Source organism: Hyphomicrobiaceae bacterium (genome assembly GCA_041397645.1).
GTDB lineage: Bacteria > Pseudomonadota > Alphaproteobacteria > Rhizobiales > Hyphomicrobiaceae > Hyphomicrobium_B.
In genome coordinates, this window is record JAWKWE010000004.1 from 2,247,754 (window position 1) to 2,268,277 (window position 20,524).

A 20,524-nucleotide genomic window follows, 5' to 3' on the forward strand; every position below is an offset into this window, starting at 1 on the left:
GTTTAGATTTTGCATCTGGCAATCGGCGCTCAAAACAGCGAGCACATAACTTTAAAAATTCGCAGTGGCGGCAACGCCACGCCAAAAGAAATAAGCGAAAAGAGAAAAATCGGATCGGCAGGCGTTATCCAGCCTGCTCGAGATTGACCGCTTTCGGGCCCTTGCCGCGTTTGTCCGGCTCAGTTTCGAAAGAGATTCTCATCCCCTCTATCAGCGCACCAATACCTGAACGCTCCACCGCCGTGACGTGCACGAAGATGTCATTTCCACCGTCATCGGGCTTGATAAAACCATAGCCCTTCTGCGTGTTGTAGAATTTCACGGTGCCAACTTGGCGCATGCATGCTCTCCTCAAATTCCTCCGCGTTAGAAAACGCGAAAGCGAGTGCGAGAAGAGGCCGTCCCGGCGCGCCTCTGCACCCGCACCGAAAATGCAGCGAAGCAGACCAGCCGCGCGCCTCAGGTTTCGCCAGAAGGTCCGCAACCAGGCTCGGACGCACCTATTGGCGAAAGACGTCACCGGCAAGCTTGGCTGCTCTGACCCGGCTACAGCGCCTACAGTTACGCAAAATCGTGCTTTTTCTGCAAGCCGAAAGCTTTATTTTTGGGAGAAGCAAAAGCAAAAAACGCGCGATACTGGCGATTGACCGGCTACAGGGACCAATCGATCAACTCAAATCCAGCACCTGGCCCGGCGGCCAGCTGCTGGCTCAAAACAGGCATCAATTGCGCGAGTTGCTTGGCAAGAATGTAAGGCGGATTGACGATAAGAAGTCCTGTCTCGGTCAAGCCCGGTGCGCTGGCGCGAGCACGCACCGCAAGCGATACACCTATCACCTTTTTCAGTCCCAACCCTTTCACATCCAATATGAAACGGCTGACATCTCTGATCTCCTTGATCGGATACCAAACGACATAAGTCCCCGATTCAAAGCGCCGAATGGCTTGCGACAGCCCCTCAACGAGGCGCGCAAACTCATCGGCAGCCTCGAACGGCGGATCGATCACGATGAGCCCGCGACGCTCCGGAGGCGGAACGAGGGATTTCAATGCGATCCAGGCATCCAAATTGAGCGTCCGGGTATTGGGCGTTCCTTTGAGAGCATTTTTGAGCAGGGAGAAATCTTCTTTATGCAGCTCATTGGCAATGAGCGTATCGGTCGTGCGCATGAGTGCGCGAGCCAGAAGCGGCGAGCCAGGATAACGCCGCAACGGTCCTGCACCATTAAGAGCTTCGACCGCGTTCAAGTAGGAGGAGAGCAAGGCCGCTATCTCGGGTGCAAACTCGGCTTGATAGATCCGCCCTATGCCACCTTGCCATTCGGCTGTCTTGCTGGCTTCGACGCCTTCCAGATCATACGCGCCGATTCCCGCATGCACGTCGATGACGCGCAGCGGTGCGTGCTTCGTTGTCATGTACTGCAGGATCAGCGCCAGCACGGCGTGCTTCAACACGTCGGCGAAATTTCCTGCGTGATAGGCGTGGCGGTAGTTCATGGCGCTTGTAGAGAGTTGCCGGCGTCAACTGTCAAGGCGGCTCACGCCTTGCGCTCCCAGCGCCCCTCCTCCGTCTGCTGCCAATAGGTGACCGCGCAACCTGCCTGCTTGGCCGCTGTCCACTGCGAGCGCGCAATCGCGAGCGCGTCGGGATCGCCACCGTCGAAGAGATAGACGATGCGCACAAACCCATTGAACGTCTCAGCCGTAGCGCCGTCGACGAGAAAGCGCACGCCGGCCGCGTTCGGTGTTTCGGAACCTGTCGTCAAGAACACTGGTTGGTCTGATGAGTAACCTGCCTTGCGCTGCCCATGAGGCAGAAAGCTATCATCGCTGTAAGTCCACAAAGCTTGATCGAGTGCGTCGAGACGTTCCTGGCTGCCTGCTTGAACGACAGCCTTCCATCCACGCTCCAACGTGCGCGTTAGTAGACTGGGAAGCACACGCTCCAGCGGCTGACGCTCTAAATGATAGAACAGAACTTCGGCGGGTCCGCCCCCAGCCTCATGTGCTTGGTTGTCCGCCATCACCGATCTTCCCCGTTGCCTATTTCGCTGGCAGATAATTCCGGCAACATTCACCGCACCGCAACACCAAGCAGCATTGTGCGATGCACTTGGCGCACAGCACGCATCCAAGTGCCACGCAAACCGATTTACAGCATATTTTCAGGAATGACTGCACTTGCAGTCTTAGCCGGATCGACTATTTATCGAGGTCCGGAGCGGCGCCAGATGTGCGGCTGTCGCCCGTGTGGGCGGATGAGCTCGGCAGCCTTCTTATGTTTGCTGCTGATGCTCCCGCCCGCTGCGCTTTATGGCGCGGCGATCTTCTGCGTCGCCGCGCCTGTCGCCGCAAACTAGCGGCGAAGGTACTTGCGCGGCACTTCACCTGCATCCACCAGGGCACGCACGCAGCCCTTCGAAAGCGAACGGCGGTTGCTTTCAAAGCAACGACGCACGGCGCTCGAACCCGGATCGTACTGGGCGCAAAAATCCTGATAGTCGAGACCGCAGGCCTTCTTCACTTTCTTGCTGAAGGCGAGCGCACCCGTGGCCGACACGCCGATCACAGCCAACGCCATGACAGCGACGCTCATTGTCGTCTGCAATTTCCGCATATGTTTACTCGTCCTTATATTGGCGTCCCGCTGTTTGCGTATCGGGCTGGCCTTGAAACCACTAAATAACGGCTCGCCGGATAGCGCACCAGATGGGCGGTGACAGGCCCTCAAATCATGGCGCTTCCGCGTCTATTTCTTGGCAAAGGGATTATCGCCCTTGCGCAAATTGAAGCGGATGGGAACGCCGGGCAAGCCGAATGTCTCGCGTAGGCTATTGGTGAGATACTTCAGATAAGACTTGGGCAACACCTCGGCGCGCTGACAAAATGCCACAAAGGTCGGGGGACGGGTCGAAGGCTGGGTCACATATCGGATCTTGATGCGCTTGCCGGCCGCAGCCGGCGGGGCATGGCGCGACAATGCCTCGATCAGCCATCGGTTGAGATGCGGCGTTGGAACGCGCTTGTTCCATAGTTCATAAGTCTTCGCGATCTCACGCATCAACTGGTCGAGGCCGGTTTCCGCACGCGCTGAAATGGCGACTAGGGGAACCCCGGGCACCTGAGCCAGGCTTTCCGCCACCGTTTCCCGCAACTCACGAAGGGTCTTCTGCTTGCTCTCGACAGTATCCCACTTGTTGACCGCGATAACGAGCGCACGGCCCTCCTTGGTCACCATGTCGCCTATGGTGAGATCCTGTTTTTCGAAGGCGCGCTCGGCGTCGATGAGAAGCACAACGACTTCGGCAAACCTGATGGCACGCACGGCGTCGCTGGCCGACAGCTTCTCTGCGAGTTCATTGATGCGAGCCTTCCGGCGCAGACCTGCGGTGTCGAAGAGCCGGATGGTCTGACCATTATATTGAATGTCGCTAGCAACGCTGTCGCGCGTGAGGCCGGGTTCGGGCCCGGTAATCATGCGATCCTCGCCTAAAAGCGCGTTGACCAGCGTGGATTTCCCTGCGTTCGGGCGCCCGACGATGGCGACGCGGATCGGCTTTGGACCTTCCTTAGAAGGAACTTGTTCGGCGGCTTCGCTGTCTTCGCCGTCGGTTGATTTGCGACGGCGGACCGTAAACTTCAGTCCAAGCGCCGCAGCAATCTCGGTCACGAGATCGCCAATACCCTCGCCGTGCTCTGCTGAAATGGCCAGCGGAGCGCCAAACCCCAGCGAGAAGCTGTCGTAGAACCCTTCCGTTCCCTGTCGGCCTTCCGCCTTGTTCGCAATCAGGATGACGGGCTTTCCGGACGCACGCGCGAGCTTTGCAAACGCGGTGTCGGTGGGCGTAACTCCAGCGCGCGAGTCCACCACAAACAGGATCAGATCCGCTTCGGAGATCGCCCTTTCCGTTTGCTTGCGCATACGGTCAGCAATGGACCCAGGTGCTGCCTCTTCCAATCCGGCCGTATCGACAAGGCGGATCTTGGGGCCACCCAGGTCGGCGGTGCCCTCGCGCCGGTCGCGCGTCAGGCCCGGCATGTCGGACACGAGTGCGGCACGCGTTGCCGTGAGCCTGTTGAACAGCGTCGATTTTCCGACATTAGGACGGCCAACGATGGCTACGACAGGAAGTAGGGACATAGCGGGGCGGAACTCGAACGTTAGGCTCAAAAACGGCGAGGGCCCCGCAGGGGGCCACTCAGGATTTGCGTGTTCCTAGCCCAAATTTCAGTTGAGAGCGATTAGTTTTGCCGAATCCGTGAAAACGAACAGTCGGCCCTGCGCGACGATCGGAGCTATATAAACCGGATCGCCCAGGTCGATTGCGCTGCCCACCTTGCCCGTGGCTGCATCGACCCCGATCAATCGCCCCTTGTTGGATGTGAGCCAGAGCGTGCCACCTGCGAGAACTGGGCCCGACCAAGTCCTTGTTTCAGGCAAGCTCGCCGTCCACCGTGTGCTGCCGTCAGCGCGCGATAAAGCCATCAGCTTGCCGGAGGTATCTACGATGTAGACGGTATCGCCCGCCACGCAAGGCGTCTGCATACTTGGCACGTTAACCGACCACAGCCGCTCACCCGTCGTGATGTTGGTCGCAACCATGCGTCCGGCATGTCCCACTGCGTAGACCGTGCCGCCATCGATTGCCGGGCGCGAAGCATCGCTCATGGACGCAAGCTGTGACGTCGAGCGCGTGCGTGCCAAGCTCTCGCTCCAAACCGGCGTGCCATCCGACACCTTGAACGCCATCAGGTCGCCCGAGGGATAGGGAACGACAACAACATCGCCTTCAACGCCAGGGCTCGTCGACGTCGTAAGACTTGCCTGCTGCGGCAAACCACGAACTGACCAGATCTCGGCGCCATCAAGCGTACTCAGGCAGAAGAAGCGTCCCGACACCGTCACGACGAACATCTTGTCGCCTGATACGGTCGGCGCGGCGCGAACGGGTGAATCGAGGTTTTTCTGCCAAAGGAACTTGCCGCTTGCCGGATCGAGTGCACCGGCGATACCAAAGCCGTTAGCGATGAAAATCCGGCCGTTCTCAGCCGCCAATCCGCCACCGTGGCCGCCACCGCCGGTCTCGTTTTCCGGCCTGGTAGAGACTGAGAACACCTTGCCGCCGGCCATCGAGAACGCGCTGACATTTGCCTCCGAGTCCAGCGTATAGACCTTGCCGTCATAAACGATGGGGCTCGCCATCACGCGGCCTTCCTTGGAAGACCCTTCGCCTGCGTTCTGGCTCCAGACCTGGCGGACCGATCCATTCAGCGTCAAGTGACCTGGCACGTTGTTGGGCTCTCCGCCCGATTGCGGCCAGCTGTCGTTAGACCGTTGCGGCGGGAGAATGATCGGCTGATCGGCTGCGGCGAGATTGGCGGAGATGCTGTCGGTCGTTTCCACCACAGGAATGCGCCTTCCGGGCAGCGGTGTCTGCTTCTCCTTGAAGGGATTGAGCTCGCTGATTTTCGGCAACGAAGGGCCGTCGCTCGAACAGGCCGACAAGACAAGAGCGGTGCAAATAAGCGCCACAGCAAGGCCGCCGCGGACCCAACCTTTGACTTGTCTGGTTCCGTCCCCCAAGGACATCTGCTGCTCCTGCCGTCATGCGGCGCCGAACAATCGGCGCGCTATTTATCTTTTGACGCGGCTTACTGGCAATTACTGGGCGGGCTTGGCCGGATCGGCCTTTTGTGCTTCCCCCTCAGCGTCTGTCTTCGCCGGAGCCTCCCCGGCTGTTGGCTCAGACGGCGCAGCGTCTTTGGCTGGCGCTGCATCTTGCGTTTCCTTGGCCCCGGCATCCGCCGCCGGTTTCTGATCAGCTGCCTCGGCAGGCGCGGCGGACGGGGCTTCGGTTTTGTCCGACTTCTCGGCCGAAGACTCTTCTTTTTTCTCCGGCGTCCCGCCGTCCTTGGCCGGTTCACCAGCTTTTGGAGTTGCGGGCTTTTCAGCCTGAGCGGCGGGCTCCGGCGTCTTTCCCTTCTCCTTGGCGAGTTCGGCCGACGTGATTTCGGCCATAACGATCTTTATGCGATCCTGAATAGCGCGTGTCGCGTTAGGATCGATCAGCAGCGGCTCGAGAAGCTTGCGTGCCTCGTCCAACTTACCGGCCTTGTAGGCCGCCAAACCCAGAAGCTCACGCGCGCTCACCCGGTAGGGGCTCGAATCCCCTGTCAGCGAGTTGAGCCGATTCTGCATCTCGGTAAAGTCCGCCTCTCCCATACGCAGGGATGCGGCCTGGAGTTGTGCAAAGTTTTTCAACAGCGGATCTGCGCTCGCATCGGCTGCGAGCGCGTCGTAAGCCGCAACAGCCTCCGGCGTTTTGCCAGCTTTCACGTAAGCCCCTGCAATGTGAAGCTTGGCGAGCGAAGCATAGCCGTGGGGGCCAGTCTCCGCGATGTGTTCGAACGCCTTGATGGCCTCGTCGCTCTTGTTCTGATTTGCAAGCTCAACGGCCGCATTGAACTCAGACCCAGCGGTCTGAGCGGCAGAAAGACGGCGATTTTCCAGAAACTTGTATCCGGCAACGGCGGCGATGAAGAGTGCGGCAGCGCCCAGGATCACGCCATTATAGCGCGCCCAGAGCTTCTCCATTTTCTCGCGACGGAGTTCCTCTTCGACTTCACGCAACAGCGAGTCGCCATCGTCAGCCATACCTTATGCTCTCCCGCATTCTTTTACTGGACAGCAGCGCGCCGGCTTGCTGTGCCGAATGTTGTTCCACGGCGGACCCTGCTGAGGCTTATCCTCTTCTGCGAGCACAACGCCGAAATGTCCTTATCGCTGGAGTGATCCAACGAAACTGTGGCCGCATCAATACTAGAGCGGGCCAGCAGGGCAAGCCCAAGCCGGTCCCGGAGCAGCGTTAACCGAACTTTCCCCCCACTAATCCAGCATTGAAGAGCCAGATCACCGTAATACATGGGGTCAAGTGCTTGGATTTTTCGTCTTTTTCGTGGCTCCCCCGCCTTGAGACGGAACCGGAGCCGCTGAGCCTGGCTTTTGCGCACCAGACCCAGCAGCATCTTTCATTTGGTAGGTGTGCTCGGAAGTTGGGAACGTGCGAGCCCTGACCTCTTGGGCGTAACCGCGGATTGCGCCCTCGATCGCCGCGCCAACCGCACCGAACTCTTTGACGAACTTGGGAACTTTCGGCGACAGCCCCAGCATATCCTCCATCACCAGGATTTGGCCGTCGCACCCGGGAGAAGCGCCAATGCCTATGGTGGGGATCGGAACGGCCTTCGTGATCCGGTCAGCCAGCGGCGCTGCCAACGCTTCTAGAACAACCGCGAACGCTCCCGCCTCAGCCACGAGTTGCGCATCCTCCTCGATTCTGGCCCATTGATCCTGCGTGCGGCCTTGAGCTTTGAAACCACCGATCACATTGATCGATTGGGGCGTCAGGCCGATGTGCGCCATCACAGGAATGCCGCGCTCGACGAGGAAGCGGATGGTCTCCGCCATCCGCCGCCCACCTTCCAGCTTGACGGCGCCGCAATCGGTTTCCTTCATCACGCGAGCCGCATTCCTGAAGGCGATCGACGGGCTTTCCTCGTAGGTTCCAAAGGGCATGTCCACGACGACAAGTGCGCGCGATGACCCGCGCACCACCGCACGGCCATGCATGATCATGAGTTCGAGCGGCACCGGCACGGTTGTCTCGTAGCCGTGCATCACCATGCCGAGGCTGTCTCCCACCAAAAGAAAATCGCAGTACTTGTCTGCGATCGCAGCCGTATGTGCATGATAGGATGTAAGAGAAACAATAGGCGCGCCGCCTTTCAACGCTGCGATGTCGGGCGCCATAAGACGTTTGAGCGGTGGATGCTGAGACATCTGATTGAGTGAGCCTTGTTGTTTCCGGAGGCGAACCATACGGCTTGGGTCGCGCCCTCGCCAGGGCGCATAACGTCGAAGCCGAATTTGGCGAGTTTAGCGATTGCGCCACGGCCCTTGCGAAAACTGAAGCTTTGCTTGGTTAAATTCGCGATGATCTCGGCGTGTCGAACCTGTGAACAGGCAAATCGTTGATTCCACGCCACATCCACACAGTCAGTTGCATCAAAAACCCCTCCAATTGTTGAGCCTCCATCGTACCTCTGATAACCAAGACTTAGTGTTCGTTCGCTAAGTTTGGCGTCAGTATTTTTTCGGGGTGGTCGTTCAGTGGGTCGCGTCGCAATCCAACCCGCCAGCCGTAACTTTCGGATGTCAACGCATCTGTTGACGGCTGTTGCACTTGGTCTTTTCACGAGCGCGGTGCTCAGCGTTTCTTCTGAAGCCGCCGAGAAAGCCTCGCGCAATACTTCGCGAGACGAGCCTGCTCAAGAAACATCAGCCGGTCCGAGAACCATCGTAATCTCGTTGCGCAAGCAGCGGCTTCGCCTGTTCGACGGCAATCGGGAAATCGCGTCCTCGCGCATTTCGAGCGGCCGCAGTGGTTTCGACACACCGACGGGCGTCTTCTCCATCCTCGAGAAGAAGAAATACCACGAAAGCAATATCTACGCCGGCGCTCCGATGCCCTTCATGCAGCGCATCACATGGTCGGGCATCGCGATGCACGCCGGAGTCGTACCAGGCTACCGCGCATCACACGGGTGCGTGCGGCTGCCCTACTCTTTCGCCAAGACGTTCTTCGGCCGGACGGACGTCGGCGGCCGCGTGATTATTACCAATGACGAAGTCGCACCCCGCACCTTCGAACATCCGACGCTATTCAAGCCGCTACCCGAATTCGATCCGCCGGCACCCACACAGGGGGCTAATGCGCAAGGGGCGGTGGTTGCCTCGAATGATACGACGGCAGCCGACAAGGCCGCGCTCCATTCCCTGGTCGCAGGCGCGATCCCCCCTTCGAGCACGGGCAAGCCACGCTCACGCGCAGAGGCATTGCGCCTGCAAACCGAGAAGCTGGAGCGGCTCAAGACCGAGATGGATAGCGCCCAGGAACGTAAGGCGGCAGCCAGCGAGAAGGCCAAGGCAGCCTTGCGCGCCGCTCAGGACGCAGAAGCAAATTATCAATCGGTGCGAAAGCCATTCGAGGAAGTTCTGAAAAGAGCGGACAATGCACAAACCGCACGCGAGGCCGCTGCGCGCGCCTATCGCGATTACCTCATACGGCTGACCAAGAATGAGGACGCGCCCAAGAACAGCAAGCGCTCGAACAGAGGCGACGACAAGGACGCTTCGCCTGCAGATCGCGAACTCAATCTTGAAGATCGTCTGCTCGATCTCACTTTGGATGCCGACGACGCACGCGCTGAATCAGCCGAAGCTCAGCTTGCGATCGCGGATGCCAAGACGGCGTTCGCAACTGCGGACGCGGCAAAGACGCAGGCTATTGAAGAAGTCAAACAATCGGTCGTGGAGTTGCGAAAAGTTCAGACCGCGCTGGTCGAAGCGCGCGCAGAAGCCCGCCGTCGCGACCGCCAGCTTTCAATCTTTATCAGCCTCAAATCGCAGCGCATCTATATCCGCCAAGGTTTCGAGCCTGTTTTCGAGACGCCGATTGAAGTGGACGACCCTCCCGGCGCCATCGGTACTCATGTCTTGACGGTGCTCGATTACGATTCCACGGGCAACGACTTCATTTGGCAGCTTGTGAGCGCTCAACCGCCACGTCCTGCTGTCGATGATGACGACAGAAAGAAGAAGAAGAAGAACCGGCCTCAGCCCGTGTCGATCACCTCTCCACTTAACACCGAGGCGGTGCGGGCTGCGCTCGACTCAATCCGCATCCCACAAGACGTTGCGGAGCGAATTTCAGAACTTGCAAAACCGGGCACATCTTTGATCATCTCGGAGAAAGATCCTTCCCACGAAACCGGCAAGGGCACCGAGTTTGTAGTTCTCACCCGCTAGATTAATTTCTAGCAGGGAAGCTAGGCGCTCAAACCGGGCAGCGGCGGAACTCCGATCAGCCATTCGTGCAGGCGATAAAGAAACGCGAAATACAGCGCGGTACCAGCCACAACAACGATAACGTCGTTGAGCATGCCTGTGGGCTGCTTAGCCCCCAACGGACCTAGTGCTCCACGAGACTTGACGCTGATAAGATCGTAGACCGCATAGGCGAGGAACGACCCGAAAAGAAAAATGGATGCGACGTCGCCGTTTGAGAGCAAATGCGCAACCGCCCAAAGTTTTATGGCCATCAACATGGGGTGTTTTACGGCTGTGCGAATGCGCGAAGGCACTTGAGATGCAACCAACAAGATCATCGCCGGCAACATCAGTGCCATGGTGATGTGACGCATGAACTCGGGTGGATCCCACAAGACGGGGTTCTTACCGGGGTGAAGCTGCATCTTGTGATAGCCGAGGACGATAACGACAAACCCTGCCAGCGAGATCAGCGAAAAGACGACGCGATACATTACTGGCCCGAACCGTTCAAGAAGGCCACTGCGCATCTGCGGGGACGTCGGCAGCAAATGAATACCGAGGAAAATGATGAGACCGACGATTAGCAGCATCATGGCGTAGATCCCCTTTAAACAAGCGAAGCCCCAAAGCCGGGCAGCAATCAATAAGACCAGTGTCTAGAGCGGTTCGTATAAACTTGAAACCGTTGCACTAGCAAATTGCTCCAATCTCTTGAAGACAAGCCTGTAAGGCGGCTTACAGATTCGCATCTCAGCTGTGGAAAGCCCCGCCGATGCGTGTCCTAAGTCGCCTCCTTCGTGCCTATACAGACAGCAACCTGCCCAGCTCCAGTCTGCGCTGGCCAGCCAACTTGTCTTCGAAAGGCCCCAGATGCGGCTTGCGACCTATAACGTCGAGAACCTGTTTGCACGCGCCAAGGCGTTGAACCTTGCCGACCCGCATGCCGCCGCACCAATCCTGGAACGCTTTGCAGAACTCAACAATCTGTTCGAAGAACCCACTTACACCGACGAAATGAAGTCGCGCATGTTGCTGCTTCTGGGCGAACTAGGCATCGGCAAAACCAATGACGGCCCCTACGTCATTCTGCGCGAGAACCGCGGGCAGCTCATCGTTTCCTCCAAACTGAAGGGGACGCGCATCGTTGCCAGCGGACGAGGCGACTGGGTGGGCTGGCTCGAGATGAAGAAGGACATCATCAACGAGGTGGCGACCCGCAATACGGCCCAGGTCGTGCGCGATGTTGATCCCGATGTGCTCGCCGTGATCGAATGCGAAGGCCGCCAGGCGCTGCGGGAGTTCTCCCATCAGCTGCTCCCCCTGGTTGGGGGCACCCCTTTCGACAACATCATGCTGATTGACGGCAATGACGATCGCGGCATCGATGTCGGGCTGATGAGCCGACGCGGACACCACATCGGATGGATGCAAAGCCACGCCGACGATCGCACGACGCTTGGCGAATACGTATTCAGCCGCGATTGCCCCGAGTTCGGCGTGCGCACGCCTTCGCGCGAAACCGTCTGGGTGCTCGTCAATCATTTCAAAAGCAAGGGCTATGGCAACCAGGACTCTTCCGCCCGCAAACGATGGCTGCAAGCGGAAAGCGTTCGCCGCATCGTCGAGCGGCTAGAACTTGAAAAGGCATCGCTCGTCGCCGTTGTCGGCGACTTCAACGACACGCCCGATAGCGCACCGCTTGCGCCCTTGCTGCACGAGAGCGTCTTCAAGGACATCTTTGCGCATAAGAATTTCGACAATGGCGGACGGCCCGGCACCTTCGGGCGATGTTCCGAGCGCGACAAGATCGACTACATTTTGCTCTCGCCCGCCCTGTTCGAGCGCGTCAAGACGGGCGGTGTGTGGCGCAAAGGAATTTGGGGTCCGAACAAGAGGCCTCTGTGGGAAGTGTACCCCGAGATGAAACAATCGTTTCATGCCGCCTCGGACCACGGCTGCGTATGGTGCGAGTTGGAGGTTTAGAATTTCAGCGCGGCTTCTTTGCCGAAGCATCACCGGCCCTTCCCAACAGCGGGTGATCGAATTCCAGCATCGTGTCCAGCATCACGCCAGCGCGTCCGGCGCGTCCCCACATGACCTTGCCAGGAAGTTTTTCACCTGTGTCGAGTTCTATCGTCAGCGCCATGCCAACGGCGAGGCCATCGACGCCACTTAAACCGATGCCTGAGCGCGAAGCGTTGTCGATCACAACCGCGCTCGTCCCGCGCGGTGTCAGCAAACGTGCGCGCCGCTGCACGATCTGGCGCGCATGCACGCGGCTCTCCGCCCAGCGCGGCATACACATGGTGCCGTCATCGGCGACGCACGGCTGACCACCGGCCTTCGCCGACCGCAATAATGCTTCGGCGTGCTCATTGTTGACCGGCGGACGGCTGAAGCGTACCGACGCCATCAGCTCCCGAACAGCTGGGATGACTGCCAGCGCCGTCCCGCAGACTCGATGCCACGCTTCGTTGAGCTTTTCAAACTCAACTCCACGGATCGTCTGAAACGGTGCAGGCCCCGCGTCCGCTATCGCCTGGGAAAGCCGCAAGGCATAGCCTAATCGTGCGTGATAGGCTTGCAGGCGCAGGATAACATCCGACGGCATGTTTGCCGCCAGAACGGTGTCGATCTGACGGCGATAGACTTCAGGGCTCGCAGGCAGATAGCCCGTCAGGTGTTTGAGCGTAAGTTCTTTCGCGCGCCCGCAATGCAATGCGCCCGCGATGCTCGTCGTAATCGCGATATAGACGCTCGCCTCTTCAATTTCGACAAGGATCGCACGCAAAGCGCCGAGTGTTTCTGCGCTTATGGCATCGGCCGATACTGGTGACGCACCCGATGTCTGGACGGGCGTCATCCAATGTTTCAGTTCGCGCGCAAAGAGTTGCTGATAGGCCATGAATGCGACCCCGAGGAAATGAGATTAATTCTCTCGCCGGATCTTAAGCAGCCTTCGTAAACGCTCCGCTAACCAATGAGGCGAAAATTGGCCGGCATTTTCCTCACAACCTAGGCAATCGCTCAAACCGGAGCGGGCTCGAAGCGAATGGCGGATCTCAAGAAGGGGCTACGGCAGATAACCCTTGTCGAGGTCGAGAACCTGGCGTTGCATAGACTTGCCAGCCGCATCGAAATGCACCGCCGTCCACGCCATGTTCGTGCCGCTCTCCTCGCTGGATTGCGAACGGATCGACACCATCAATGTTTCGCGCGCCTTGATCTTGAGGGGCGACAGGAGCGGAAAATAGAGCTGCTCCCAGTGCGTCCGGGGGGCATCGGGCGCGGTCGACAAGGAGATGCCATTGCCCAGATCGGCCTGCCACCAGCAGGCGAACCCGTAAACGGTCGCAGGATGGGTCAGTTTCCAACTCGTCTCACCCTTGCGGTTGGAACGCTTGTCGGCACCCAGCCGAACGGCGTCCCATTCCCGCGCGCTCGCCATTCCATCCAGAAGTTCGGCCGCCTTTAGTGTTCGCACATACGCGTTGTTGAGGCTCATGGTTTGGGCGACTGACAGATCAAGGCCATGACCGACCCGCTCCCAGGCGCGCAGTTCGTTGTCGATGCGCGGCGCTACGACGGGGGCAACGAACTGCGTCACGCCCGAGGGGATCATCACACCGCCGTCACGCAGAAAGCGCATCTGGGCATCATGGAAGGTTGCAATCATGTGCTCTTCGAAAGCGTAGTTCCCGAGCGTCTCGGAAACGACGACATCGACGCGCGGCGGGTCATTGAACTCGCTCGAATGGCACGGAATGATCTGACAATTCCTCGCGCGGTTGGCTTTAAGCACCTTGGCGGCAATGCCCGCGACTTCCGCCATTTCAAACAGTAACACCTCTCGGGCGCCGAGCTTGGAAGCCATCAGACCCAACAACCCCGTGCCAGCACCAATATCCGCGACCGTCGTCTTGCCTGGTACGATGACGGCCTTAAGCGCCTTGTAAAAAGCCTCGTTACGAACTTTGTCTGCTATTAGCGTGCGATGATATTCGATGCGCATGACGTGGTCCTCGGCGCGCCTCAGGCAGGGTGCTTCAACTGATGTGCGGCATCACAGTTTTAGATGCGGGCTGCGGATTTGATAAAGCGTCAACGCCGTCGCAATGGCCAGATTGAGACTGTCGAGGCGGCCTGACATTGGGATCTTCACCCGGCGCGTCGCAGCCTTCGATACCCGTTCGGACAAACCCGGCCCCTCACTTCCCATGACGACAAGTTGCGGCCCCTCGTAGGACGCCGAGCGAAAGTCCTCGGTTGCCCTCAAATCCGTCGCGACGACATCGCCTGGCCACTTTGAAAGCTGGGCCATGAATCCGTCCGCGGTCATTCTCACCAGGGGAACACAGAAGATGGAGCCCATGGTCGCGCGGATCGACTCCAGCGAATACGGATCGCAGCAGTTGCCGACCAGGATGATGCCTGCCATCCCGACAGCATCGCAGGTTCTGATGATGGTGCCGAGGTTGCCCGGATCGCGGACTTCTTCAAGGGCGAGCCATGTCTGATCGGCGCGCAAGTCTTCCAGCTTGGGCGCACCCGCAAAGCTCTGGGCGAATACGCCGAGCATAGTCTGCGGATTATCCTTGGAAGCGAGCTTTCCCAGCACTTGGGCAGATACCTCAAGAACCTCCGTACCTTCGTTCAAGGCCCAGCTCACGAGTCCCTTGTTGATGCCGCTGTCGACACTTCCAGCTTGATAGACCAGCGTGCGAGGGACAAAGCCGTTATCGCGTGCGGTCACCAGAAGTGACGCCCCCTCGGCAACAAACAAACCTGTCTCTTTGCGCACCTTGCGCATATCGAGCGCACGGATCGCCTTGATACGGTCGTTGGTGAGGCTGGTTATAACTTTGGGCTCGCGCGGTCTGTCGTTCATGGTGTGCATTGTCTCATGGCGCGCTCGTCCAGCGCACGAACAGCGACGTCGGCACCATAGGGCCGCTCTGAGCCCGGATGGCAAGCTCGCCTGTGTCGAACGCGCCGCCCCGATCGGAGAGGGTGTCGCGCAACAACTGGTCGAAAGCGATTGCCGAGGCGCGAATGGCGTAGACCGTCAAGACGAGACCGGCTCGATTGGGCGCCAGCAGCTTGGCGCAGTCGGCGATGAGCCCCGGTACATGGGTGAACAGATCCCACACCTCGCCGCCCGGCCCACGGCCGAACTTCGGCGGATCGACCAGGACCATGTGGTAGGTACGCCCTCGGCGGACTTCGCGCGCGGTGAACTTCGCCGCGTCGTCCAGAATCCAGCGGATCTTCGCGTTATCGAGTTTGGACGCCGCCTGATTTTCACGCCCCCACGCGATGGCCTTCTTGGACGCATCGACGTGCGTCACCTCGGCGCCCGCCTTGGCGGCCAGCAGCGACGCACAGCCCGTGTATCCGAATAAATTGAGCACGCGCGGGGGTTCGCCCTTCACCTTGGCCAATTCGCCGAGCATCCATTGCCAGTGAGGGCGCTGCTCTGGAAACAGCCCCAGATGCCAAAGCCCCGACAGCTTGCACAACATCGTGACGCCATCGACGACCACCGGCCACTGATCGGGAACCGGTTTGTCGATCCGCCACTTACCCTTTTCGTCGTCCTCTCCCGAGGCTGAAAAGACCGCGTGCGCCTTGCCCCAGTCTGCCTTTTCAAGGCGCGGAGTCCAAAGCGCCTGGGCTTCCGGCCTGTCGACCAATATCTTGCCGAACTTTTCAAGTTTCCGCCCTGCCCCGCAGTCGAGAAGGGTGTAGTCCGGAAAACCTGATGAAGAGGCGATCGATAGGGATTTGAGCTGAGTAGGCATTGGGCTGGGCCGCGTCATACGCGGTGTCTTCGCTTTGAAGGGATACGATGATGCGAGGTCGTGGGAGCGACGTCTCAATCGGGACAGCCGGGCTCTAGCACGATCCGCCAAGCAGCGCACCTTGCCTAGTCCACGCCCAAGGGCTTGAGGGGAGGAGGCAACGGGGCTGGCCAGGAATGGCAACCTATCGAAACCAACCGGTGCTGACAGTCCACAGGTTTGTCCCCAATCGGCCACAGCAATGCCTGTGCTCATTTGGGTACAAAACGCGAATCGGTGCACAAAGCGCAGTAAGGCAAAGTCTTTCCGGAAAGTTAATGATGGCCGCCGAGGCTCCGCACACTCCACTCTCTGTCTACATGCTGGCAGACCACCTCGACGCCGCGCTCGCGGCTGGTGAGGATTTGCTCGCGCGCGGCGGAGATTGGCGTCGGCTGCTCGATGCTCCGGGCAACATGCAGACTTTTCCACAGCGCCAGCGCGCGATCGTCGAAGACATCCGCGGGCTTGAGATGATCGCCATCGCGCGCATCCTGAAGGCCCGCGACCATGCCCAGGCCCTGGCAAAGATGGACAAGCGCTTCTTTGCTGTTGCCAACCTGTTCGCCTCAGGTACTGCAGTTCTGCTCGATGCTGTTGAGGCTTGCGGCGACGCAACCGTAAGCGATTTCGACACTGCTGATGGTCTCGTTGCATATGTTCGCGGTCGCGGCCTCATCGCACCAGATGCTGCTGGTATGAAAAGCACCGCCGAGTTGACCATCGATGACAGCTTCCTGGTCGCGCGAAAAGCTGCGCTCGGCCCGTTGATGGACATGGCAGCGGCCTTCCTTGATGCGCTTGAAGCCCACTACGATCTGTTCGTCGCCGATGAAGCCGATCAGACGCAGATGGTATCGTCCCGCGGCGCTGCCAATATCGAAGGCAACGCCATCGATCTACAGATTGCAGCAGCTAGAGCCGAAGCGGATGCTGATGTGGAAGCGTCTCCGCCCTCCTCGCCAATTTCAACCCGCGATGCCCCAAAAACGGAGTTCGCGCGGCGAGCGCATGTCGCTCAACTGACTGCCGCCTCTAAAGAGCGGTTGCTGACCGATCCAAATCCCGGCCAATAAAAAGCCCCGGCGTATTGCCAGGGCGTTTCTCTTAGATCTGCGATCGTCCTTCGCCGATCCTCGGATCGGCGATTGATGATCAATAGACTTGTATCAATAGACTAGGCGAATGCGGGTGTAGATTTCCTGCGCCGTGAGCGTAGAGGGCGCAACCCGGCGAACGTCGGGCTTTAAGCCGAGAGCGCGGCGAGCCGCTGCACGCAAACCATCGGCGGGCGTCGTCTCGTTCTCGTCTTCAGAAGCGGCCGGACCCTGCTCTACGATGAGATCAGCGGCTGCAAGCTTCGTTGCAGAAATATCCGCCATTGCCACGACCATCGCCGAATTCGCAGCGGCCATCGTGGTGTACTTGCCCATATGACCGGGCACTTTGGCGTAATGGCGGTTCTTCTTGTAGCGCGCCTCGGACAACGACGGGGCGGAGACCACCCGCACAACCAGCTTCGCCACACCCTTGTTCTTGAATCCCAGCTTTTCTGCAGTGGCGCGCGAAACATCGAGTTTACGCTTACCCCAGTAGGGACCGGAGTTGTTGACGCGCACAGTTGCGGCCTCGCCGTTGGCAGGATTCCAAATCAGCAGCACCGTCCCGTTGGGATAGACCGGGCTTGCTGCGTTGTCTGCGTCGTTGGGATGAAACTTCTCGCCCGACGAAGTGAGACCGCACGGATTGTAACGATCGCGCTTGCAATCATCATAGAACGAGGTCGAAAGGCTTTCCTCAGAACCGACGAGCTTGACCATCTCGGGAATGGTTTTGACTGTGTGGCAGACGTGGTTGAAGCAGTAAGTTTTGCCTGGCACCTTGGCCTGGGCCGCGAGCGGTGAAAGCGCTGCAAGTGAAGCTACAAGCACGGCTGCGAGCGGACGGCTCATCGAACGGCCCGCGATGGCGCGGACATACGCGGTCAACATTGGTGAAACTCCTCAATTCCAAGTTCTGCGCGCGTGCCTCTGCGCGCCAGTCCTCCATGAACTCCTACACGAGACGGTCTTGGTTGATTGACCCCGTCGAAGGATGCCGCGGAACTTAGAGAAGAAATTTACCCAAGCGCACCGTGGCGGATTGACGCCGATGTTGCGACGCAATGCACGCCTGTTTTACAAGTGATTTCTTTGGATTGATCACGAAACGTAACAATTCATTTCAACTCAATCATGGCGCCAGCTTGGCCTTCAGCGTCTCGAAGGCCTCTGCCAGCCGCGCAGGATCTGTACCCCGCAAAACCAGATCGACCGTCGGTTTGCCGTCGTGCATCGCCGGGTAGCTTCCCATTGCAACATCGGGATAGCAGCGTTGATGATCGGCAAAGACGTCGGCAATGGCGCTCTCCGCACGCTGCAGCTGTAAACTCTGCGACAGCATCCGCGCACCCGTCTTCAAACGCGGCGTCACGGCATCGAGCATCACCTGCATGATGTCGGGGATGCCGGCCATGACGATAACATTCTGAAGTATAAAGCCAGGCGCGATGGAAACAGGATGATCCACCAGTTCGGCGCCGTCGGGCAGTCGCGCCATGCGCAGGCGCGCTGGCGTCAGTTCGACCCCGCGCGCATCACATGCAGCCTGCATCAGCGCGCGGGCGCGCGGGTCGACGTCGATGGACACTCCGAATGCCTTTGCGATGCTGTCGGCGGTGATGTCGTCGTGCGTCGGGCCGATGCCGCCTGTGGTGAACACATAAGAATAGCGTGCCCGCAGCGCGTTGACGGCAGCAACGATGTCCGCCTCGTCATCGGCGACCACCCGCACTTCCTTGAGCCGGATGCCGATCTGCGTCATGCGATCGGCCACTGCGCCAATATTCTTATCCTTGGTTCGGCCTGAAAGGATCTCATCGCCAATGACCAGAAGGGCGGCGGTTATGTCATCGGACTGTGCCATGGCGTCAGGTTCTTTCGCGTTTTCCGAGCGGGTAAAAGGCTGGCCGCATCATGGCCGCGCCATCCCAGCCGTGATATCGCGCACTGCCGCCTCAACTTTCAAGTCCAAGAGCTTTTCGCCGCGCTCGGCACTGGCCCGAGTGGGATCGCCGACCACGCCTTTTTCATCGGCAGCCAGCTTGTCCTTGCGTATTCCGTCCGGGTAAACCGCCATCAGCTCGGATGTGTCCCGGATGCCCGCATGGGTGCCGATCTGGGACTTGGTCTCGCCCTGCGCTACCAACCAGGCTTCGCCTCCATTGTCGGCATAATAGGAACTGGCCTGGATGACGCGAACCCCGTCGTTGGCCCAGGCTTCGCTAAGCGCGTCTGCTACCCGCTTCTGGGGGGCTTGATTGGGCCCGCTGTCGCCAAGCAGCACAATGGTCTTGAAACCATGGGCGCGGAAACTTGCGGCGGCATTTTCCAGCACGGAAACGAATACCGCAGGCGGCAGGCTGATCGTGCCGGGGTACGCCATGTGGCCTTCGCGCGTCGCGATATCTCCCTCGGGCACATAGGTCATTACCGGGGCGACCAGCGCATTGCCGAGCTTGCGTGCAATGCGGCGCGCCGTTTCGGCGACGATAAAGTTATGCTTACCGAGCACCATGTGCGGGCCGTTCTGCTCTGTGCCTCCGGTGGGAATAATAATGGTCGTGTAGCCATGGGCGATTGCGTCCGCCACCTCGGGAGAGGTCATGCGCTCTATCTCGACATCCCGCAATTGCTCAGCGGCGCGGGACCTCAGCGTCGTGAGCATCGAAACTGAGAGAAAAACAAACGTCAGCGCGACCACGAACGTGGGTGACCGAAAACAATCGCGAGCCAAGAGCCGTCTCCTCGTCAAGCCTCATTAAATTGTCAGTGTTCTAGCAGTTTCGCGTTGCCGGGCGCATTACCTGCCGTTATTCCGCTCACATGAAATTTCCCTCACCCTTACGCCGCGGCAAGCTCATCAAACGCTACAAGCGCTTTCTGGCTGACGTGATGCTCGACGACGGCACGACGGTGACCGCGAGTTGCCCGAATACAGGCGCGATGCTCGGCCTGACGGCGCCCGGCTCCACCGTATGGCTGTCACATTCAGAAAAGACGTCGCGAAAGTATGCCCATACTCTCGAAATGGTGGAAGCCAATCTTGGGTCCAGCCCGACGCTTGTCGGCATCAATACCGGACACCCCAACGCCATTGTGTCCGCAGCGATCACGTCTGGCCTCATTCCAGAAGTCTCCGGGTATCAGAGCCTCCGACGGGAGGTGCGCTACGGGATCAATAGCCGGGTCGACATTCTGCTGGAGGATCCGGCCAAAGGCCTTTGCTACGTCGAGGTCAAGAACGTTCACCTCATGCGCGAGCCGGGACTGGCCGAGTTTCCAGATTCCAAGACCGAACGCGGTGCAAAGCATTTGGCCGAACTGTCGAACGTGGTTGCCGAGGGCCATCGCGCCGTGATGGTCTACCTCATTCAGAGGGCCGACGCGGAGAGCTTCTCTCTCGCCCGCGACATCGATACCGCCTACGCGCAGGCGGCCGCACGAGCTTCCGCGGCCGGCGTGGAGATGCTCGCCTACCGATGTAAGCTGAGCCCGCAAGATATTGTCCTCGACTTGCCCATTCCCCTCCGAGAGCCAAAAGCCTGAAGGGCCGCGATTTACGGGTCGATTTTTCAATCGTTGAACTCGTGAAACGCTCTTCACTAAGTTGACGATCATGTGATCGAATTTATGGACCTGACTTCGCGAAACGTTTTGCTCGTCAGGGCCGTATATGGATCGACGGCGTTGGC

Annotated in this window: 20 protein-coding genes; 4 read left to right on the forward strand and 16 right to left on the reverse strand. The window is 59.2% G+C overall.

The features are described from left to right. Positions 1 to 124 precede the first annotated feature (124 nt). The 8 genes from R3D51_10520 to panB all read right to left on the reverse strand — a co-directional run bounded on the left by R3D51_10520 (position 125) and on the right by panB (position 7,840). Positions 125 to 340, reverse strand: a complete 216-nt coding sequence (locus R3D51_10520) for a cold-shock protein (GenBank protein ID MEZ5899913.1) — start codon at positions 338 to 340, stop codon at positions 125 to 127. A gap of 311 nt (positions 341 to 651) precedes the next feature. Then, positions 652 to 1,497: a 23S rRNA (adenine(2030)-N(6))-methyltransferase RlmJ gene (gene rlmJ / locus R3D51_10525; protein MEZ5899914.1), complete on the reverse strand. Its 846-nt coding sequence runs from the start codon at positions 1,495 to 1,497 to the stop codon at positions 652 to 654. A 41-nt stretch (positions 1,498 to 1,538) separates the two neighbouring features. Then, positions 1,539 to 2,024, reverse strand: coding sequence for a DNA polymerase III subunit chi (locus R3D51_10530; GenBank protein MEZ5899915.1), 486 nt, complete (start codon positions 2,022 to 2,024; stop codon positions 1,539 to 1,541). 332 nt (positions 2,025 to 2,356) lie between these two features. Beyond that, complete coding sequence (locus R3D51_10535; GenBank protein ID MEZ5899916.1) at positions 2,357 to 2,617, reverse strand: hypothetical protein; 261 nt, start codon at positions 2,615 to 2,617, stop codon at positions 2,357 to 2,359. Positions 2,618 to 2,749: 132 nt separating this feature from the next. Next, the gene (gene der, locus R3D51_10540) at positions 2,750 to 4,141 is read right to left on the reverse strand and encodes a ribosome biogenesis GTPase Der (GenBank protein ID MEZ5899917.1); all 1,392 of its coding nucleotides are present in this window, start codon (positions 4,139 to 4,141) and stop codon (positions 2,750 to 2,752) included. An 87-nt stretch (positions 4,142 to 4,228) separates the two neighbouring features. Further along, a complete protein-coding gene (locus R3D51_10545) occupies positions 4,229 to 5,590 on the reverse strand; it encodes a PQQ-binding-like beta-propeller repeat protein (GenBank protein ID MEZ5899918.1) in 1,362 nt (453 codons plus the stop codon). 72 nt (positions 5,591 to 5,662) lie between these two features. Continuing rightward, positions 5,663 to 6,655 carry a tetratricopeptide repeat protein gene (locus R3D51_10550; protein MEZ5899919.1) on the reverse strand — a complete coding sequence of 331 codons (993 nt, stop codon included), beginning with the start codon at positions 6,653 to 6,655 and terminating at the stop codon, positions 5,663 to 5,665. Positions 6,656 to 6,928: 273 nt separating this feature from the next. Then, positions 6,929 to 7,840 (reverse strand): 3-methyl-2-oxobutanoate hydroxymethyltransferase, encoded by a 912-nt coding sequence (panB, locus tag R3D51_10555; protein MEZ5899920.1) that lies wholly within the window; start codon positions 7,838 to 7,840, stop codon positions 6,929 to 6,931. A 372-nt stretch (positions 7,841 to 8,212) separates the two neighbouring features. Between panB and R3D51_10560 the strand changes: the two genes are divergently transcribed. Further along, the gene (locus tag R3D51_10560) at positions 8,213 to 9,868 is read left to right on the forward strand and encodes a L,D-transpeptidase family protein (GenBank protein MEZ5899921.1); all 1,656 of its coding nucleotides are present in this window, start codon (positions 8,213 to 8,215) and stop codon (positions 9,866 to 9,868) included. 20 nt (positions 9,869 to 9,888) lie between these two features. Here the strand turns inward: R3D51_10560 and R3D51_10565 are convergent, their stop codons facing one another. Continuing rightward, positions 9,889 to 10,485: an NnrU family protein gene (locus tag R3D51_10565; protein MEZ5899922.1), complete on the reverse strand. Its 597-nt coding sequence runs from the start codon at positions 10,483 to 10,485 to the stop codon at positions 9,889 to 9,891. A 277-nt stretch (positions 10,486 to 10,762) separates the two neighbouring features. On the opposite strand from R3D51_10565, the gene R3D51_10570 reads away from it, so the two are divergent. Further along, entirely contained in the window at positions 10,763 to 11,875 is a 1,113-nt protein-coding gene (locus R3D51_10570) for an endonuclease/exonuclease/phosphatase family protein (GenBank protein MEZ5899923.1), read from the forward strand. 4 nt (positions 11,876 to 11,879) lie between these two features. Here the strand turns inward: R3D51_10570 and R3D51_10575 are convergent, their stop codons facing one another. The 4 genes from R3D51_10575 to R3D51_10590 all read right to left on the reverse strand — a co-directional run bounded on the left by R3D51_10575 (position 11,880) and on the right by R3D51_10590 (position 15,693). Beyond that, positions 11,880 to 12,797: a hypothetical protein gene (locus R3D51_10575; GenBank protein MEZ5899924.1), complete on the reverse strand. Its 918-nt coding sequence runs from the start codon at positions 12,795 to 12,797 to the stop codon at positions 11,880 to 11,882. A 168-nt stretch (positions 12,798 to 12,965) separates the two neighbouring features. Then, entirely contained in the window at positions 12,966 to 13,904 is a 939-nt protein-coding gene (locus tag R3D51_10580; protein MEZ5899925.1) for a 50S ribosomal protein L11 methyltransferase, read from the reverse strand. Positions 13,905 to 13,955: 51 nt separating this feature from the next. Beyond that, on the reverse strand, positions 13,956 to 14,780 hold the full coding sequence (locus tag R3D51_10585) for an RNA methyltransferase (GenBank protein ID MEZ5899926.1): 825 nt from the start codon (positions 14,778 to 14,780) through the stop codon (positions 13,956 to 13,958). Positions 14,781 to 14,793: 13 nt separating this feature from the next. Then, on the reverse strand, positions 14,794 to 15,693 hold the full coding sequence (locus R3D51_10590; GenBank protein ID MEZ5899927.1) for a class I SAM-dependent methyltransferase: 900 nt from the start codon (positions 15,691 to 15,693) through the stop codon (positions 14,794 to 14,796). A gap of 317 nt (positions 15,694 to 16,010) precedes the next feature. Here R3D51_10590 and R3D51_10595 point away from each other — a divergent pair, with 317 nt between their 5' ends. Then, positions 16,011 to 16,808, forward strand: coding sequence for a hypothetical protein (locus R3D51_10595; GenBank protein MEZ5899928.1), 798 nt, complete (start codon positions 16,011 to 16,013; stop codon positions 16,806 to 16,808). Positions 16,809 to 16,901: 93 nt separating this feature from the next. Here the strand turns inward: R3D51_10595 and R3D51_10600 are convergent, their stop codons facing one another. The 3 genes from R3D51_10600 to R3D51_10610 all read right to left on the reverse strand — a co-directional run bounded on the left by R3D51_10600 (position 16,902) and on the right by R3D51_10610 (position 19,566). Beyond that, positions 16,902 to 17,723, reverse strand: a complete 822-nt coding sequence (locus tag R3D51_10600) for a septal ring lytic transglycosylase RlpA family protein (GenBank protein MEZ5899929.1) — start codon at positions 17,721 to 17,723, stop codon at positions 16,902 to 16,904. 241 nt (positions 17,724 to 17,964) lie between these two features. Continuing rightward, positions 17,965 to 18,696, reverse strand: coding sequence for a molybdopterin-binding protein (locus tag R3D51_10605; protein MEZ5899930.1), 732 nt, complete (start codon positions 18,694 to 18,696; stop codon positions 17,965 to 17,967). Between the two features lie 48 nt (positions 18,697 to 18,744). Continuing rightward, entirely contained in the window at positions 18,745 to 19,566 is an 822-nt protein-coding gene (locus R3D51_10610) for a creatininase family protein (GenBank protein ID MEZ5899931.1), read from the reverse strand. 89 nt (positions 19,567 to 19,655) lie between these two features. Here R3D51_10610 and sfsA point away from each other — a divergent pair, with 89 nt between their 5' ends. Then, entirely contained in the window at positions 19,656 to 20,378 is a 723-nt protein-coding gene (gene sfsA / locus R3D51_10615) for a DNA/RNA nuclease SfsA (GenBank protein MEZ5899932.1), read from the forward strand. Positions 20,379 to 20,524 lie beyond the last annotated feature (146 nt).

Excerpts from the sequence above, each read along its gene's own strand:
- R3D51_10550 (MEZ5899919.1), bottom strand. The coding sequence starts at position 6,655 with ATGGCTGACGATGGCGACTCGCTGTTGCGTGAAGTCGAAGAGGAACTC.
- R3D51_10520 (MEZ5899913.1), bottom strand. The coding sequence starts at position 340 with ATGCGCCAAGTTGGCACCGTGAAATTCTACAACACGCAGAAGGGCTAT.
- R3D51_10530 (MEZ5899915.1), bottom strand. The coding sequence starts at position 2,024 with ATGGCGGACAACCAAGCACATGAGGCTGGGGGCGGACCCGCCGAAGTT.
- R3D51_10535 (MEZ5899916.1), bottom strand. The coding sequence starts at position 2,617 with ATGCGGAAATTGCAGACGACAATGAGCGTCGCTGTCATGGCGTTGGCT.
- R3D51_10585 (MEZ5899926.1), bottom strand. The coding sequence starts at position 14,780 with ATGAACGACAGACCGCGCGAGCCCAAAGTTATAACCAGCCTCACCAAC.
- der (MEZ5899917.1), bottom strand. The coding sequence starts at position 4,141 with ATGTCCCTACTTCCTGTCGTAGCCATCGTTGGCCGTCCTAATGTCGGA.
- R3D51_10605 (MEZ5899930.1), bottom strand. The coding sequence starts at position 18,696 with ATGGCACAGTCCGATGACATAACCGCCGCCCTTCTGGTCATTGGCGAT.
- R3D51_10595 (MEZ5899928.1), top strand. The coding sequence starts at position 16,011 with ATGATGGCCGCCGAGGCTCCGCACACTCCACTCTCTGTCTACATGCTG.
- sfsA (MEZ5899932.1), top strand. The coding sequence starts at position 19,656 with ATGAAATTTCCCTCACCCTTACGCCGCGGCAAGCTCATCAAACGCTAC.
- panB (MEZ5899920.1), bottom strand. The coding sequence starts at position 7,840 with ATGTCTCAGCATCCACCGCTCAAACGTCTTATGGCGCCCGACATCGCA.
- R3D51_10580 (MEZ5899925.1), bottom strand. The coding sequence starts at position 13,904 with ATGCGCATCGAATATCATCGCACGCTAATAGCAGACAAAGTTCGTAAC.
- R3D51_10575 (MEZ5899924.1), bottom strand. The coding sequence starts at position 12,797 with ATGGCCTATCAGCAACTCTTTGCGCGCGAACTGAAACATTGGATGACG.
- R3D51_10570 (MEZ5899923.1), top strand. The coding sequence starts at position 10,763 with ATGCGGCTTGCGACCTATAACGTCGAGAACCTGTTTGCACGCGCCAAG.
- R3D51_10600 (MEZ5899929.1), bottom strand. The coding sequence starts at position 17,723 with ATGTTGACCGCGTATGTCCGCGCCATCGCGGGCCGTTCGATGAGCCGT.
- R3D51_10590 (MEZ5899927.1), bottom strand. The coding sequence starts at position 15,693 with ATGCCTACTCAGCTCAAATCCCTATCGATCGCCTCTTCATCAGGTTTT.
- rlmJ (MEZ5899914.1), bottom strand. The coding sequence starts at position 1,497 with ATGAACTACCGCCACGCCTATCACGCAGGAAATTTCGCCGACGTGTTG.
- R3D51_10565 (MEZ5899922.1), bottom strand. The coding sequence starts at position 10,485 with ATGATGCTGCTAATCGTCGGTCTCATCATTTTCCTCGGTATTCATTTG.
- R3D51_10560 (MEZ5899921.1), top strand. The coding sequence starts at position 8,213 with ATGTCAACGCATCTGTTGACGGCTGTTGCACTTGGTCTTTTCACGAGC.
- R3D51_10545 (MEZ5899918.1), bottom strand. The coding sequence starts at position 5,590 with ATGTCCTTGGGGGACGGAACCAGACAAGTCAAAGGTTGGGTCCGCGGC.